Raw genomic sequence first — 15,023 nt, 5'->3', positions numbered from 1 at the left:
AACGACCGCGACGACAGGAATCGCTCGTCATCGGCGTCTCGCTCAAAAAATATCCATGCTGAGGTATCGTTCCCCGGTGTCCGGCGCGATGCAGAGCACGCGGTGGCCTTTGCCCAGCTCGAGGGCCACCTGCAGCCCCGTCCACACCGACGCGCCCGAGGACGGGCCGACGAGGATGCCCTCCAGCCGGGCCAAATCGCGAACCGTCTGCAGCGCGTCGTCGTCGGATACCTGGACGATTTTGTCATATACCGATGTATTCAGGATTGGCGGGACGAAGCCGGGACTTGTGCCGACCAGCTTGTGGGGGCCGGGCTGGCCGCCGGACAGCACCGGCGAGCCTTTGGGCTCGACGACGTAGATGCGAATGCCTGGCAGCCGCTCCTTGAGCACCTCGCCCGTTCCGGTAATCGTCCCGCCGGTGCCCGAGGTGGCGACGAACGCGTCCAGCCGCCCTCCCATCTGCTCGATAATTTCCAGCGCCGTCGTCTTCCGGTGAATGTCCGGATTGGCGCGATTTTCGAATTGCTGCGGGATGAAGCTGTTCGGAATTTGCTCCTTCAGCTCCAGCGCCTTGCGGATCGCTCCCGGCATCCGCTCGGCCGCCGGCGTCAGCACGACCTCCGCGCCGTACGCCTTCAGCAGGTTGATCCGCTCCCTGGTCATGTTGTCCGGCATGACCAGAATCGCCTTATAGCCTTTGGCGGCGGCGTTCATCGCCAGTCCGATCCCGGTATTGCCGCTGGTCGGCTCGATGATCGTCGCCCCTGGGCGGATTACCCCGTCCCGCTCCGCCTGGGCGATCAGATTGAACGCAGCCCGGTCCTTGACGCTGCGGCTTGGATTGAAGTATTCGAGCTTCACATATAGCTCCGCATCGTCCGCCCCGACAAGCCGCCGCACGCGGACGGCGGGCGTATGGCCGATCAAATCCGTGATGCTCCCGACCATCCTTCGATGATTCATGGTGGCTCCGCTCCCTTCGCACCCCTGTTTCGGCACGATGTCCAATATGTAGATTTCCACCCCATTTTATCGGGAATATCGCGAAGAGGCAAGCTGCGGACTAACGCTTCCCGGCGAAAACCGTAACATTTTTTGCAGGATTTGTCCGCCTCATTGGCCCGGGAGTGGCATCGCTAACGTGGAACTCGAGCCTTAACCGGGAGTTCGAACGCGATCGCGGTGTTCTGAGGCCGCCGGCTGAGTATCAAGCAGCATGGGGGGCTGGCTATCTTGAAAATAGCGCTTGGTGCGCGGCCCGTTTTCATCCTTGCTGATGGTGCTGCGCCAGCGGCATGGGCGTCTATCTTGAAAATAGCCCCGCGCCCCGCCGCTTAAGCTCTCGCTCCCGCAGCCTTCGGACCCGGCTTCTCGCCCGGGAAATGGACCTGGACCTTGCGCATGAAATACCAGGTAACGAGCGGCGAGCTGCCGATGCCAAGCAGCAGCCAGTTCATGGCCGCCGGGGTCTGGTTGAAGGTGACGACCAGGATGAACACGGCTGTGCCGAGCAGCCTGCCGACGTTCAGGGCAAGCTCCCGCATGACGATGTATTCCTCGCGCCGCCGGACGCTTTCGGCTTCGCTGCCGATCAGATCGAATACCGTGGACGTCATCGGAATGCTGTACAGCGGGAAAAACATGGAAACCCCGACCCCGAACAGCAGCAGCGTATAAAAATTAACCTTCCAGAAAAAAGGCGCGATCACAGCCACCATTACCGCAGCCCCGATCAGCATCGCCATGCGGCGAAATGCCGGCCTCAGCAGCCTCCCGGTGATCATGAAGGCGATGAGCGAGACGGCCGAAGTGATCAGCGAGAAATTGCCGAGCTGCATCTCGTTGCCCGTATGGACGTATACGAGCAGAGCGATAATGAACCCGAACACCCCTTCGCGGATGCCCTGCGCCACCAGGGCGAGGCTGACCGGACGCCACGCGGTGTCCTTCCGCCTCAGGCATCGCCACGTCAACAGCCAGTCGTAATGCCCCGCCGTTTTTCTTTTTTTGAGGAAAAAGCTGAATACGACGCCGATCAAAAACACGACGAGCGAGATCGTAAAGATCAGCCGGTAGCCGGTTGCTGCCGTCATGCGCACGATCAGGAAGCCGGATATCCAGGGCGCGATCATCCCGGCGCCCGCGCCGAGCAGGCCTGCCCAGCCGTTGAATTTGTCGCGGTTGTCCGGATCCGTCACCTCGAAGTAAACGACGTTGAAGGCGAGCCAAAACAAGCCCGACGATATGCCCTGGATGAGGCCGAGCAGCGCAAAATAATCGGCCGACCGCTCCCCGAACGAGAGCACCGCCAAATAGAACAGCGCCGCGAAGGCGACGCCCGCCCGCAGGCAGTTCATCTTGTTGTGCTCCTTCACCCATTTTCCCGCCGTCCAAAAAGTGATTGCCATCGTCAAATGATGCACAAGTGTGAACCAGCCGATCACAGCAAAATCGTGCTTGGCCCTCCATAAATACACATTGACGAAGGCGCCGGACAGCGCATTGGCTGCTGCAAACAAGCCGTTGACGGTCAGCAGGAGACGAGCCTGGCCGTCCAGGGGACCGCTTTTTCTCCGTCTAACTTTGGGTGTGCCCGGGAACCGGCCGCCTTCGCGTTCCCTCCATGCGGGGGCTTCGATATGCCCGCGGCTGCGGCCCCATTTGTTCGGAAAATGAGTAGAACCGGAATGCATGCGCTCACCTTTGCTCGTTGTAGAATGTATCCCGCGAATCAAGACGTTCACTTGCACGGTCTACATTAAACTTCCCCAATCGCCGAAAAACATATCCGCCTGGATGAAACTGGTATGGTCGCAAGATTTCAGCGCTGGACTTAAGCTTTAAACTGCCTGCCTCAGCCAAACAACGAAAAAAGCACCGCCCATCCCGGGTCAGTGCTTGTCATTCATTCCGCTTTGCCAAGGCGCTTCAGCAGCTCGATCATGGCGAGACGGTCGGGCTCCGATAAGATGCGCTCCGTTTTGAAGCAGGAAGGGCAGACGTATAACTGAGCTGCGAAGTCTTGGCGAAGAAGCGGTTCCCCCAGTTCCTCGCGGACGTGCGGAACGAACGACTCGGGAGCGGCAACCGTCCCGGCCGCCAGCATCAGGCTGCGGCAGACGGAGCATTCCGGCGCCTCCTCCTGCCGATCCAGCAGGCGCTGAACGCCTTCCTCGTATTCGCCCATCCATGCCGGCTCATCGTCCAGCAATGCCGCATCGTCCCATTCTTCCTCTTCATCTTCGTCGTCGAAGACGATGCGCTGGCCTTCCTGCTTCACCTTCAGCTTGATTTCGCGGTAATCTCCGAGCTCGTTCAGGCAATGCGGACACGTTTCCTCCGGGCCGATCTCCGGGTCCCAGACGATCTCCGTCTGGCACCACGGGCATATTTGGTCGGACTGTGGCAAGAGCTATCCCTCCGGCTAGGCAATTTTATTAAAATAGTATACGCCCGCGCCGATAAACACAAGCGCCAAAGCAAGCAATATTCCCCACAAATATTTCAACGCTCAATTCGCTCCTTCCGGCGACAGCTTCCGTACGAAAGCCTTACCGGTTCGTAGTCAGGTGACGCTGGCTCCGATGACATAGGACAGCGATATCGAAATGATCATGGACAAAAAGCCGACAGCCCGGTTGTCCCTCTGAATTTCGGTGTCAATTTTAAAATACGGGGTTAAAAATTCGAATATAAAATAGGCAACAAGCAGCAGTACGAATCCGAATCCCGCCCAGATCAAGGAATGCAGCAGCGAATCGTTATTGAGGATCGAAAAACGGAACAGGTTGCAGATGCCGAATATTTTGCCGCCTGTCGCCATGGCGACCGACAGGTTGCCGTTCTTGATTTCTTCCCAGTCCTTGTATTTCGTCACCAGCTCGAAAATCGCCAGAAAAACGATCAGCGCCAAAATGGCCACGGAGAAGAAGGCAAGCGTCTCTACATAGGGATTGCCCATCAGTTGATCCACCTCTTCGTTCATCATATCCGTTTCTACGTCCTTTCGCTTTATGTGCCCTTCATGTCAGGACCCTTTTGCATCAGCAAAAAAACAAAAACGGGGGAGACCGTCGAGGCGTTCCTCCCCTGGTCTCCCTGTTGTCTTCGCATCTTCGTTATTGCGACTTCCTGGCGGCAAGCTTGGCTTTGAGCGCGGCCAGCTCGTCGTCAATACCGTCATTTTTGTCCAGCGCCGCCAGCTCGTCGTCCAGGCTGCGGTCCTTGGAGCGGAGCTCTCCGCTCGCCTCGGCTTCCGCCTCGAGCTGCAGCACTTTCTCGCTCATGCGGTCGAAGCCTTTGGCCGCGCTGTTCTTGCCGAAGCCGGACATGGCCTGATTGATTTGCTTCTGAGCCTTGGCCGCTTCGGCGCGGGCGACAAGCACATCCCGCTTGTTCTTCATCTGGCCGAATTCGTCCTTCATTTCGGCAAGCTGGGCGCGCAGCCGGTCGGCGTTCTGCTTCGCCACTTCGTACTGCTGCTTCATCTCGTCATGACGCTGCTGATGCTCCTTCTTGTCCTGAAGCGCGCGGCGGGCCAAATCTTCGTTGCCGGCTTCCAGCGCCTTGAGCGCCTGCTCCTCGCGCTTCTCCACCATCTCCAAAGCCTCTTCGTACTGCTGCTTGAACTTCTTCTCAATGGCGATTTGCTTGGCGACGGCCACTTCCGCTTCGCGGATATCTTCCTCCATATCGCGAAGGAACTGGTTCAGCATTTTGACCGGATCTTCGGCCTTGTCGAGCAAATCGTTGATGGACGCCATCGTCAGATCGCGAAGTCTCTTGAAAATTCCCATGCGGAATTCCTCCCCTATTATTGAACAGGTTATATTGGGACGAAGCCGGGTGCGGCGCGTTCCCGTTCTCCTTTGACGCTTACATTAGGTTTATACGGGAAAACGTCCGGCGAGTTTCATCCGCCGGACGATTTTTTTCGTCAGAGGGCGCTACTTCAGCTCCGCGACCGTGACGCCTGTCCCGCCCTCGTTGAAGTTGCCGATTCGATACGACTTCACGTGCTTGTGACGGCGCAAAAATTCCTGAATGCCGCTGCGCAGAACGCCAGTGCCTTTGCCGTGAATGATATAGACCTGGCCGAAATTGTTAAGGTACGATTCGTCCAGGAAGCGGTCTACCTCGATAATCGCTTCCTCCACATTGGCGCCGCGCAAATCGAGCTCCATGCGCGCATTGTCGTCGCGCGTCCGCTTCAGGCTGGCCGCCTGCTGCTGCGGCTTTTTGACGGCCGCTGCGGCGGGTTTGACCAGCTCCAGACTGTCCCGCGGCACCTTCATCTTCATAATGCCGAGCTGCACAATCGCTTCCTTATCTCCGGAAAATTCGACCACATGCCCCTTCTGGCCGAGATTCAGCACCATCACCTCGTCGCCCGGCTCGATCTTGTCCGCCTTGCTCCGGCTCTGGGCTTTAGGCTTCGGCCTGCGCAGCTCCGGCTCGGCGTCGTTCAGACGGCGCTTCAAATTGCCGAGCTCGTGGCTCTTCACGGCGCCGGCTTCCTCGCGCTGCATGCGCTTCAGCTCGGCAATCACCTCTTCCGCCTCGCGGCGCGCCTTCGCCACCGCTTCGCGAGCCTCGCGCTCGGCTCGCTCCATCAGCTTGTCGCGCTGCTCCTCGAAGCGCTCCCGCTCGCGTCTCAGCTCCTCCCGCAAGCGTTCGACCTCGCGCCGCAGCTGCTCGGCCGTCTGGCGCTCCGCCTCCGCCTGCAGGCGGTTCTCCTCCAGCGTCGCAATCATCGATTCCACGCGCTGATCCTCTTCGCCGATCTGGCCGCGGGCATGCTCGATGATCGATTTGGCCAGCCCGAGACGCTCCGCGATGGCAAAAGCGTTGCTGCGGCCGGGAACGCCGACCAGGAGCCGGTACGTCGGACGCAGCGTCTGCACGTCGAACTCCATGCTCGCGTTCATCACGCCCTGTCGGTCATAGGCGTACGCCTTCAGCTCGCTGTAATGCGTCGTGGCCACGATGCGGCAGCCCATCCGGTGAATGTACTCCAGAATGGAAATCGCCAGGGCGGAGCCCTCCGCAGGATCGGTTCCCGCTCCCAGCTCGTCGAGCAGCACGAGGCTTTTGGGAGTCATCTCGCGCAAAATGCGAATAATATTGGTCATATGGCTGGAAAAGGTACTCAAGTTTTGCTCGATGCTCTGCTCGTCTCCGATATCGGCATAGATCGCGTCGAAGACGCATAGCTGGCTGCCTTCCTCGGCGGGCACGAACAAGCCGGCCATCGCCATGAGGGACAACAGGCCGATCGTTTTGAGCGACACGGTCTTGCCGCCGGTATTCGGACCCGTTACGATAATCGTCGTATACCGGTTGCCGAGCTCCACGTCGATCGGCACGACCGATTCCGCGGGAATCAGCGGATGGCGGCCCTTCTTCAGCTTGATGAAGCCGCGGTCGTTCATGATCGGCAGCGACGCCTTCATCGCCCGCGCCAGCCCCGCCTTGGCGAACATAAAATCGAGCTCCCCGACCGCTTCCGTGGTGGCCAGCAGCGGATCGGCAGCTTCCCCGACGAGAGCGGACAGGGCGAGCAATATTTTCTCAATCTCCGCTTCTTCCTTCAGCTTCAGCTCGCGGACCTTGTTATTCAGCTGCACGACCGCCTCCGGCTCGATAAACAGCGTCGCGCCCGAAGCCGATTGATCGTGGATCATGCCGCCGAAATGGCTGCGGTACTCCTGCTTGACAGGAATGACGTAGCGGTCGCCGCGAATCGTGACGAGATTGTCCTGCAGCATTTTTTGAATCGAAGGAGTGCGCACCATCTGCTCCAGCTTCTCCCGCGCGCGCGACTCGCTCATGCGCAGCTCGTGACGAATTTTGGCCAGCTCCGGGCTTGCCGAATCGAGCACCTGCGCATTCTCGTCGATGCACTGCTTGATGCGGTCCTCGACCGGCTTATGATCGGAGATGCGTTCGCACACCGCGATCAAGGTCGGAATCGGATGATCTTCGTGCATGTCCGCCAAAAACTTGGCCAGACGCCTGGCTCCCTGGCTCGTCAAGGCAACGTCCAGGAGCTCGCCCGGATTCAGCATTCCCCCGATCCGGGCACGATGCAGCGCTTGCCTGATATCGCGGATGCCGCCGAACGGAGCGCCGCCCTTGAGCCGATCCACCAGAAACGCCTCGTCCGTCTCCTTCAGCCGACGCTTGACCTCCTCGAACTGGCCGCTTGGCCGCAAGCTTGCGGCGAGCTCTTTGCCAAGGGAAGTGGCCGCATGCTCCGAGCATATATGCAAGATGGCGTCGAAATCCATCGTTTTTAAAATTTTCTCATTAAATGAACGGTTCACGGTCAACCTGCCTTTCTTCGCGTCTTACAAGCTTATTATATCCCACACCATGGCCAGATGCTAATCGTTGTTTCGAGCCTTAAGCCTCAAGCAGCGGCATGGACAAAGAAGGATTCATAATTGTTCCGCATGCCGGGCAACATAAGAACTGCCATCCGCTCTTGGAGCTTTTCCATAGAGCGCCAAACAAATCATTTCAGGAGGTATCGCTTATGCATTTGATTGGACATATCGTCCGTTTTATCGTTGCCGCCTTGATACTGCTTGTCGTCAGTTGGATCGTTCCGGGCTTTAAGGTAGGAGGGTTCTGGAGCGCCTTGTTCCTGGCGCTTGTCATCGCGGTTGCCGCATGGATCATTGAAGGCATTTTCGGCAAACGGATTACGCCTTTCGGCCGGGGGATTGTCGGCTTTTTGACAAGCGCCGTCATCATCTGGATCGCTCAATTCATCGTTGCCGGCGTAACGACCAGCTTCATCGGAGCGATCCTCGCGGCGCTCGTGATCGGGATTATCGACCTGTTCATTCCCGTCAAGACGCCGTTCGAGGCCGGAAGGAAAGAAAAAAGCCGCTAATCCGCGGCTTTTGTCTTAAGAAACCTGGCTGTACAGCCAGGTTTCTTCTGTTTGTTGCCGCTTCTGCACGCCTCGGCAACGGGCCCGCACGGCGGCCGGGAACCAGAATTGCCGCCGACATCCGGCATGGAGGTACGGAGCGGGGCAGTGGTTCCCCGTCTGGGAGAGAGTCTCCTCCTTGCCGTTACGAGCCAGGCTGCCCTTCGTTTTGAATCCGGCTCATAAAGTCTTCCACGGCATTGTAGCCCTGCTGGCGAAGATACCAGTTGTTGGCGGCCGCTTCCACGAGACCCGCCACATCCCGGCCGGGCTGCAGCTGAATTTCGATATGGGGGATGCGAATCCCCATATATTCGACGAATTTGGGCTCCAGCTCGAGGTCGTTGTTCAAAGCGTTGTCCTGCCATTTCGTCAGCTGGATATCGAGCACGATGCGCGTTTCGTCCTGAAACGCCTTTCGCCCGTACAGCCTGGACACATTCACCAGCCCGATGCTGCGCAGCGCCAAAAACTCGCGGCTCGTCCCGTTATGGGTGCCGATGATCGTCTCCGGGCTTATTTTTTTGAGCACGACGATATCGTCGGCCACCAGCCTGTGTCCGCGGCGGATCAGCGTATGCGCGGTCTCGCTCTTGCCGACGCCGGATTTGCCGCGAAGCAAAATGCCGATGCCGGATACGTTCACGCATACCCCGTGGATCGCGATTTCCTCCGCCATCGCCTTGGCCAAAAAGGCGTCCATCAAATCCAGCAGCACCGACGTCTTCTGGGGCGTGCGGAGCAGCGGGATTCCTTCCTGCTCGCAATATTTTTGCAAATATTTCAAGCCTTCCTGATTCCGCGTGACGACAAAGCAGGGAGGATGATATTTCACGATATTGCCTATCCGCGAGTTGCGTTCTTCCTCGCTCAGCGTATGCAAATAGTTGATTTCCTTGCGTCCCAGCACCTGAACGTGCTCCTGCGAGAAAAAGTCGAAATACCCGACAAACTCGAGTCCCGGACGGTAAGGCTTCGGCTTCGTGATCTTGCGGTTCAGCCCCGACTGTCCAGCCAGCACATCCAGCGAGAACCGGTTGACCAAATCCTGCACGGTAACTGATTTCATATAGGTTATGCTCTCCTTCGATTTCTCATATCTATTCTAGCTTGAAAAATTGGACGGAATCTTGAAAATAGCCCCCAGGGCGGGCAGCCCATTTTCATCTTCTGATGGTGCTGCGCCAGCGGCATGGGCGTCTATCTTGAAAATAGCCCGGGGCTCGCGGCCCATTTTCACCATCTGATGGTGCTGCGCCAGCGGCATGGGCGTCTATCTTGAAAATAGCGCTTGGGACGCGGCCCATCTTCATCCTTCTGATGGTGCTGCGCCAGCGGCATGGGCGTCTATCTTGAAAATAGCCCGGGGCTCGCTGCCCCTTCCTGCGCCCCTGCCGAAGCTTCGGAATTTCTAACGCTCGTGACAAACGCTATTTTGCTGAATCGTACCGTTTTTAAAATGTAACGAAACGTAGTAACGCTATTTGGCCAGAAACGCTGAATCGGATAGCTCAAAATGCCAAATAAGGCTGCTCACTTGCGTTAGAATGTCAAATCGATCGTTTCGAGCGAAATAAGCTCTCTGGCTAGCGTTAGCCCGGCAAGACAGCAACCTAGACTAGCGAGCATGAAGAGACGCTCCACGTCAGCATTCGAGCTCCGCATAAGCGCGGCCCCTCCCCGGGCACACCCCAGGCGCATGAAGCGACAAATCCTGCAAAAATTGCAACTTTTTCCGGTCTCTTCGCCCTAGAGGAAGGAGAATGTTGTATTTTGTGCAACAATTTAGGGGCGATTGACTTCAAATCCGGGAATATCGCCCAAATTGTTGCACTTTTTACAACATTGAGCCGCAAATAGGGTGGATTGCCCCGTTTTTGTTGTACAAAATACAACATTTGCTCACTATCTTGAAAATAGCCCACGGTCCGCGGCCCATTTTCATCATCTGATGGTGCTGCGCCAGCGGCATGGGGGTCTATCTTGAAAATTTGGCGGTATACGCCGACAAAATTTCAACACCGAAGCTGCGACCGATGACGTAAGGAATCGCTCGTCATAGGCGTCTCTCTTGAAAATTCGACGAAGTCCTTCGGCGAATTTTCAACACCGCAGGTGACATCCGATGGCGAAGCTCCCTTCGTCATAGACGCCCACCTTGTTCCCAAATACATTTCGATGCGACGCGCGCTTTTCCTGTACCCTCCCTATCCGGCGCCATAAAGTTCACGATTTTTTCACGACCCTGCCACCTGTCTGTCACTGCATTTCAAGGCCGAGTTCGATATGATAGGAGCAGAAAGACAAGAGACAATATTTTCCGGAGGGGATAGTCATGAAAAAAATCGCCGCGTTAACGGCAATCATCGGCTTGGCGCTTGCCTTGTCGGCGTGCGGAGCGAGTGGAGAGAAGAAGCCGGACGCTCCCGCTGCCAACAGCGGAGCCGGCGAAGGCGGCGCCGCCCAGGAGGTGAAGATCGTCGCCACGAACTTCAAGTTCGATCAAGCCGAATACAAAGTGAAGGCAGGTCAGCCTGTCACCATTTCGCTGGAAAACAAAGAAGGCTTGCACGCCGTACAAATCAGCGGAGTGAAAGTGAAGCTCGACAACAATAGCAAAACCGCTACCTTTACTCCGGAAAAACCGGGGTCCTACGATATCATTTGCTCGCTTCCTTGCGGCCCGGGGCACCTCGACATGAAATCCAAGCTGGTCGTCGAGTAACGCCCTGCACAAGGCCGATGTCTACAAAACAGTCCGTTCATGACGGGCTGTTTTTTTAACGTTACAGAAAGCTTAACTTCGCGAAAGCGATAAAGCGAAGTGCGATTTTTCTGTCCCAAAAAACTACCGCTGAAACCGCGGTCGCCCATCCTGAATAGACGTCGCTAGACGTGCCCCGGCTCCGCTCAAACTACACCTATTCGAGCTAAGCTGCATTTTGTTTAACAAAATCGGGGCAAATGATGTACGTGATGCAGCATCCGCTTTCGTCTTGATCCAGGGAAACACATGGATAGCCACATTTGCCGCCGCTGCTCCACAAGCGCTGCCCGCGCCGATCCCGCCCGCGGCCTGGCGAAAAAAACAGCCTCTCGTTCAACGTACCCAGGAGGGGGCGCAGGGGACGCTCTCCATGAAAGACAGGCGCCGCCTCCAATTCCCGGCTGCGGCGCCTTTGTGCTGTCTCCCGTCATTCCTTCTCGACCAGCTCGATCCATTCGTTGTACTCGATCTGCAGCTTCTCGTATTCGGACTTCAGGCCCTCCAGCTCCTGATATACCTGCTCGGCCTTGTCCTGGTAAGCCTGATATTCCGCCTGCAGCTCCTTGTACCGGCGGGCCTGCTCGCCTGCCTGCTCCTGCAGCTCGTTGTACAGCAACGTCTGCAGCTCGATCTCCTCGCGCTGTTCCTCGCACTGCTTGACAAGCGCCTCGATCCGGTCGCTCCATTCCGTTTCCCGGCTTTTCCATTCGCTGGCCGCCGCCTCCAGTTCGCCGGCGCGCGCTTCATGAGCCGCAAGACGCTCCAGCAGCGCGCGACGCTCCTCCTGGGAAGCCGCGAGCAGCCTTTCCAGGCCGGCGCACTGCTCCTGCAGCGACTGCTCGAAGTCCCGGGAAGCGTCGCGCTCAAGCCTCAGCGCGGCAAGCTCCTTGTCGCGCTCGGCCAGCTTCCGCTCCAGCTCGCGGAGGTCCGCCTCCAGACGAGCCGCCGTCTCCCGCGCCTCCCCTTCCTGCGCCTTCAGCCGCTCCGCAAGCGCGTCATGCTGGCCCTGCAGCTCATCGTACAGCTCCTGATGCAGCTCCAGCTCCTCCTGCTGCTCAGCCAGCTTCCGCTGCTGTTCGGCCAGCTTCCGCTGCAGCTCGTCGCCCTCCGCAGCCTGGCTTTCGCTGCGTCGCTGCCATTCGCTGCACTGCTCCTGAAGCTGCGCGCTGCGCTCCTGCAGCTCCGCGAGCCTCCGCTCCGCCTCGCGAATCCGCTCCTCGCGGGCAGCCAGCTCGCCGGCAAGCTCCTCCTCCCGCTCGGCGCTCCGGCGCTCCAGGCCGGCATAGCGCTCCGCCGCGGCTGCAGCCGCCAGGCTTGCGCGCTCCCGCTCGGCTGCGAGCTCCGCTTCCCGCGCCTCCGCCTCGCGCGAATGCTTCTCCCTGAGCGCTTCAAGCTGCGCCCGGTAGTCGGCGTCTCGAGCGGCAAGCGCGCTTTGGCTTTCGGCAAGCTCCCGCTCCGCTTCGGCAAGCCGGGCTTCGGCTTGCGCGAGCGCCTGCTTGCCGAGCTGCTCCCGCTCGGCCTGCTCCCGTTCCTGCTCGCGCAGCAGCTCCTGATGCAGCTCCAGCTCCTGGCGCAGCGCCGCTTCGCGCTCCCGCAGCGCATCCAGCTCCGCCAGCCCCGTCTCGGCCTGCTGCTGCCAGTTCGCGCACTCATCTTCCCACTCCTGGCAGCGCTCCTCCAGCTCGGCCAGTTGGGCGGCCAGCTTGGACCGGGCATCCTGGTGTTCGCCGAGGCGGCTCTGCCACTCCGCTTCGCGGGCAGACAGCCGCTCCTGCCATTCGACCTCGAGGCCGGCCAGCTGGCTCTGCCAATGATGCTCCTGCTCGGACAGCTTGGCCAAGAGCTCGCGCTCCTGATCGGCGAGCCGCGTTTCCGCCGCCTGCAGTGCCTGCTTGCTCGCGGCCCGCTCCTTCTCGAGCTGGACGAGCAGCTCTTGCTCGCGGGCCGCCAGCTTGTCGCGGTGCGCGGACTCCAGCGCCTTGAGCTCCGCGTCATGTCGCTGCTCCATATCGCCCCGCTCCTTGGCGAAAGCGGCCTCCCGCTCCCGCAGCAAGGCCTCCCCTTCGCTTTGCTGCTTCGCCAGCATGGCCTGAAGCTCCGCTTCGCGGGCGACAGCCGTCTCCTGCAGCTCGTCCATCAGCGCCGCCTGTTGCTCCGTCTCCAGACGCAAGCTCTGCAGCAGCTCCTGCAGCTCCTCGACCTGCCCGCCCAGCTCCTCCTGCAAGCGTTCGCTGGACGCCAGCTTCTCCGTGAGCTCGCTCCGGCCCGCTTCTGCCTCGGCCAGCTTGCTCGCCAGCTCCGCCGAGCGCTGCTCCGCCTCCGCCAGCTCGCCGCGCAACTGCTGCTCGGTTGCCTGCAGCTTCTCCTGCAGCTCCTCGACCTGCCCGCCCAGCTCCTCCTGCAAGCGTTCGCTGGACGCCAGCTTCTCCGCGAGCTCGCTCCGGCCCGCTTCTGCCTCGGCCAGCTTGCTCGCCAGCTCTGCCGAGCGCTGCTCCGCCTCCGCCAGCTCGCCGCGCAGCTGTTGCTCCGTTGCCTGCAGCTTCTCCTGCAGCTCCTCGACCTGCCCGCCCAGCTCCTCCTGCAAGCGTTCGCTGGACGCCAGCTTCTCCGCGAGCTCGCTCCGGCCCGCTTCTGCCTCGGCCAGCTTGCTCGCCAGCTCTGCCGAGCGCTGCTCCGCCTCCGCCAGCTCGCCGCGCAACTGCTGCTCGGTTGCCTGCTGCTGCCGAATTTGCGCGTCCGCCGAACCGAGCCGCGCTTGCAGCTCGTCGCGCTCCTTCAGGTGCTCGGCGATGCGCCGCTCGAGCTCCCGCTTCGCCTGCTCCAGCACCTCCAGCTCCTGCTGCGTCAACTGCTGGAGTTCGCGAAGCTCCTCCAGCTCCTGCTTGTCGCGCTCCAGCTGGCTGCATTTGTCAAGCGTCTCGTCCAGCTCCGTCCGAAGCTGATTCCACTCGTCGGCCATGTTGACCGCGGCCAGCACAGCGATCTTCGGCAAATCGAGCCGCGGGTTCGTATCCGCAATTCGCTGCATTTGATCGTTGACTCTCGCAACGACCTGTTTTATATAAGAAGGGCTGGATGTCGATACCAGCTTGTATTGAGTGCCGTATATGTCCACCGTCAGTCGGACTTTTTGTTCACCGCTCACAACACACGTTCTCCTTTCCCGGAGCGCCTTGCCTCCGCATTCTACAACATTCGATACGAACAAGCGCTTTTCCTCCATAGACACTTACTTTTACCAGGGAAATTTCGTGTCGGAGAACGTGCCAAAGGGCCGGGCATTTCCGCTTAAATCGTATGGCTGCCTTTCCCTGCAAAAAGCGAGAAAACCTTGCCTCCGGTACGGCCCTTTATTGTGCCAATCTACCCTTTACTGCGACGGACATACCTGGCCGGCGACCCCCGAAATCGGCGTTAGCGTGCAGAACTCCATGTTAGCGCTCGGACTCCACGTTAGCGCGGCTCCTTCCCGAACACACAAGACGGAAAATCCTGCAAAAAAATGCAACATTTTCTGTATTCTTCGCCCAAAAGGAAGGAGAATATTGTATTTCATGCAACAATTTGGGGGCGATTGGCTCTAAACCCGGGAACATCGCCCAAAATGTTGCACGTTGTGCAACATTGAACCGCAAATACGGTTTATTGCCCCGTTTTTTTGTACAAAATACAACATTTGCTCGCTCTCTTGAAAATTTAACGAGGTCCGCCGGCGAATTTTCAACACCACAGGTGACGGCCGATGACAAAAGGAAGCGCTCGGCATAGGCGTCTCTCTTGAAAATTTAACGAGGTCCGCCGGCGAATTTTCAACACCACAGGTGACGGCCGATGACAAAAGGAAGCGCTCGGCATAGGCGTCTCTCTTGAAAATTTGACGAGGGCCGCCGGCGAATTTTCAACACCGCAGGTGACGGCCGATGACGAAAGGAAACGCTCGGCATAGGCGTCTCTCTTGAAAATTTGACGAGGTCCGCCGGCGAATTTTCAACACCGCAGGTGACGGCCGATGACGAAAGGAAGCGCTCGGCATAGGCGTCTCTCTTGAAAATTTGACGAGGTCCGCCGGCGAATTTTCAACACCGCAGGTGACGGCCGATGACGAAAGGAAGCGCTCGACATAGGCGTCTCTCTTGAAAATTTGGCGATATACGCCGACAAAATTTCAACACCGCAGGTGACGGCCGATGACGAAAGGAAGCGCTCGGCATAGGCGTCTATTAAAAAATGTGCCCCTCGCTTTAGTTTTGTTATCGGGGCCCTTTCGAGGATGAGCGGCTGCGGTTTCGCGGTCGTTTCCCTGCTGCAGACAAT

At 58.7% G+C, this 15,023-nt stretch carries 11 protein-coding genes; 2 read left to right on the top strand and 9 right to left on the bottom strand.

The annotated features are described in order from the left end of the window. Positions 1–42: 42 nt before the first annotated feature. The 6 genes from cysK to F591_RS0110200 form a co-directional block, all read right to left on the bottom strand. Positions 43–966 (bottom strand): cysteine synthase A, encoded by a 924-nt coding sequence (gene cysK / locus F591_RS0110230; RefSeq protein WP_019534503.1) that lies wholly within the window; start codon positions 964–966, stop codon positions 43–45. Between the two features lie 371 nt (positions 967–1,337). Further along, entirely contained in the window at positions 1,338–2,696 is a 1,359-nt protein-coding gene (locus F591_RS0110225) for an MFS transporter (protein ID WP_019534502.1), read from the bottom strand. A gap of 212 nt (positions 2,697–2,908) precedes the next feature. Beyond that, the gene (locus F591_RS0110220; protein ID WP_019534501.1) at positions 2,909–3,412 is read right to left on the bottom strand and encodes a hypothetical protein; all 504 of its coding nucleotides are present in this window, start codon (positions 3,410–3,412) and stop codon (positions 2,909–2,911) included. 156 nt (positions 3,413–3,568) lie between these two features. Next, the gene (locus F591_RS0110210) at positions 3,569–3,988 is read right to left on the bottom strand and encodes a DUF350 domain-containing protein (protein ID WP_026326514.1); all 420 of its coding nucleotides are present in this window, start codon (positions 3,986–3,988) and stop codon (positions 3,569–3,571) included. A 133-nt stretch (positions 3,989–4,121) separates the two neighbouring features. Beyond that, complete coding sequence (locus tag F591_RS0110205) at positions 4,122–4,799, bottom strand: PspA/IM30 family protein (protein WP_019534499.1); 678 nt, start codon at positions 4,797–4,799, stop codon at positions 4,122–4,124. 150 nt (positions 4,800–4,949) lie between these two features. After that, entirely contained in the window at positions 4,950–7,328 is a 2,379-nt protein-coding gene (locus F591_RS0110200; RefSeq protein ID WP_425414350.1) for an endonuclease MutS2, read from the bottom strand. A 212-nt stretch (positions 7,329–7,540) separates the two neighbouring features. Between F591_RS0110200 and F591_RS0110195 the strand changes: the two genes are divergently transcribed. Next, a complete protein-coding gene (locus F591_RS0110195) occupies positions 7,541–7,903 on the top strand; it encodes a phage holin family protein (protein ID WP_019534497.1) in 363 nt (120 codons plus the stop codon). 184 nt (positions 7,904–8,087) lie between these two features. Here the strand turns inward: F591_RS0110195 and hprK are convergent, their stop codons facing one another. After that, entirely contained in the window at positions 8,088–9,011 is a 924-nt protein-coding gene (gene hprK / locus F591_RS0110190) for an HPr(Ser) kinase/phosphatase (RefSeq protein ID WP_019534496.1), read from the bottom strand. A gap of 36 nt (positions 9,012–9,047) precedes the next feature. After that, on the bottom strand, positions 9,048–9,209 hold the full coding sequence (locus F591_RS31350; RefSeq protein ID WP_156829513.1) for a hypothetical protein: 162 nt from the start codon (positions 9,207–9,209) through the stop codon (positions 9,048–9,050). Between the two features lie 1,068 nt (positions 9,210–10,277). On the opposite strand from F591_RS31350, the gene F591_RS0110175 reads away from it, so the two are divergent. Further along, a complete protein-coding gene (locus tag F591_RS0110175; protein WP_019534494.1) occupies positions 10,278–10,667 on the top strand; it encodes a cupredoxin domain-containing protein in 390 nt (129 codons plus the stop codon). Positions 10,668–11,136: 469 nt separating this feature from the next. Here the strand turns inward: F591_RS0110175 and F591_RS0110170 are convergent, their stop codons facing one another. Further along, the gene (locus F591_RS0110170; RefSeq protein WP_019534493.1) at positions 11,137–13,854 is read right to left on the bottom strand and encodes a hypothetical protein; all 2,718 of its coding nucleotides are present in this window, start codon (positions 13,852–13,854) and stop codon (positions 11,137–11,139) included. Positions 13,855–15,023: the final 1,169 nt, after the last annotated feature.

Source organism: Paenibacillus ginsengihumi DSM 21568 (assembly GCF_000380965.1).
GTDB classification, from domain to species: Bacteria; Bacillota; Bacilli; order Paenibacillales; family NBRC-103111; genus Paenibacillus_G; species Paenibacillus_G ginsengihumi.
The sequence above is the reverse complement of the archived record's forward strand: the minus strand, read 5'-3'. Positions and strand labels throughout refer to the sequence as shown.